1 protein-coding gene is annotated in these 585 nt (G+C 36.4%); it reads right to left on the bottom strand.

From position 1 onward, the window contains the following. A partial coding sequence (locus BFF42_RS20270; RefSeq protein WP_371462449.1) for an acyltransferase family protein occupies positions 1-384 on the bottom strand: 384 nt, incomplete at its 3' end. Positions 385-585: the final 201 nt, after the last annotated feature.

Raw genomic sequence — 585 nt, 5'->3', positions numbered from 1 at the left:
AAAAAAGTAAGTCAAAACTCCTGCGCCTATCATTCCGGGCAAGTACCATAGATGATGGTAACCAACAATAATTGTTTTTATTACTTTGATGATTTCTATAACATCAAATGAATCTGGACGGAACCAAAAGTAAGCATAAAACAACATCCAAAAAGCGTATAAAACTACAACTGTCTTTACCCAACCAAACAAGGATTTCATATCTTTAACAGAACCAAAGTAGTAACCATTGATCACAAAGAATGTTGGCACTGCAATACGAAATACACCATTAACAGAGAGGAAATTTCCCAATGGAAATTCTTTTAAAAAACCAGCATGCAAACCGACAACCATAAATGCAAGTAAAACTTTAAAAACATCGAGAGGTAAATTACGTTCCATATCAATCACTCAAAATTCAAACTGCGTGTATTGTAAAGGCAAGGCAAGGCAAGGCAAGGCAAGGCAAGGCAAGGCAAGAAATTATAACTATGAACAATTATTGGTAGTCATTATTTGACCTGCTCCCCGTTGATTAGTACACCCCGATGTTAGTAATGTCTTCATAAGCCACATGAGGACATCCCCATGAAGAAGCGTTTT

It is taken from the genome of Shigella sp. FC1661 (assembly GCF_001712525.1).
Taxonomy (GTDB): Bacteria; Pseudomonadota; Gammaproteobacteria; order Enterobacterales; family Enterobacteriaceae; genus Escherichia; species Escherichia coli.
Note: the sequence above shows the minus strand (reverse complement) of the source record. Positions and strands in the feature narration are given on the sequence as shown.